1 protein-coding gene is annotated in these 732 nt (G+C 67.6%); it reads left to right on the top strand.

From position 1 onward, the window contains the following. Nucleotides 1–732, top strand: a 732-nt coding sequence (locus ACYVOK_RS29065; RefSeq protein ID WP_460665753.1) for an ATP-dependent metallopeptidase FtsH/Yme1/Tma family protein, incomplete at both ends; no start/stop codon positions are given.

The following is a 732-nucleotide window of genomic DNA, read 5'->3' as shown; positions in this document are numbered from 1 at the left end:
CCGGCGCTGCTGCGCCCGGGCCGCTTCGACCGCCAGATCGTGGTGCCGAACCCCGACGTCATGGGCCGCGAGAAGATCCTGCGGGTGCACGTGCGCAAGGTGCCGCTGGCGCCCGACGTGGACCTGAAGGTGATCGCCCGCGGCACCCCCGGGTTCTCGGGCGCCGACCTGATGAACCTGGTCAACGAGGCGGCCCTGCTCGCGGCCCGGCGCGGCAAGCGCATCGTCACCATGAAGGAGTTCGAGGACGCCAAGGACAAGGTGATGATGGGGGCCGAGCGGCGCACCCTGGTGATGACCGACGACGAGAAGCGCCTGACCGCCTATCACGAGGCCGGCCACGCGGTGGTGGCGCTCAACGTGCCGGCCACCGACCCGGTGCACAAGGCCACGATCATCCCGCGCGGCCGGGCCCTGGGCATGGTGATGCAGCTGCCGGAGCGGGACAAGCTGTCGATGTCTTATGAGCAGATGACCTCGCGCCTGGCGATCATGATGGGCGGGCGCATTGCCGAGGAGATGATCTTCGGGCGTGACAAGGTCACGTCTGGCGCCCAGTCGGACATCGAGCAGGCGACGCGTCTGGCCCGCATGATGGTGACCAAGTGGGGCTTTTCGCCCGAGCTTGGCACGGTGGCCTATGGCGAGAACCAGGACGAGGTGTTCTTAGGCATGTCCATGGGACGCCAGCAGAACATCTCCGAGGCGACCTCCCAGAAGATCGACTCGGAG

It is taken from the genome of Kribbella swartbergensis (genome assembly GCF_054784135.1).
Note: the sequence above shows the minus strand (reverse complement) of the source record. Positions and strands in the feature narration are given on the sequence as shown.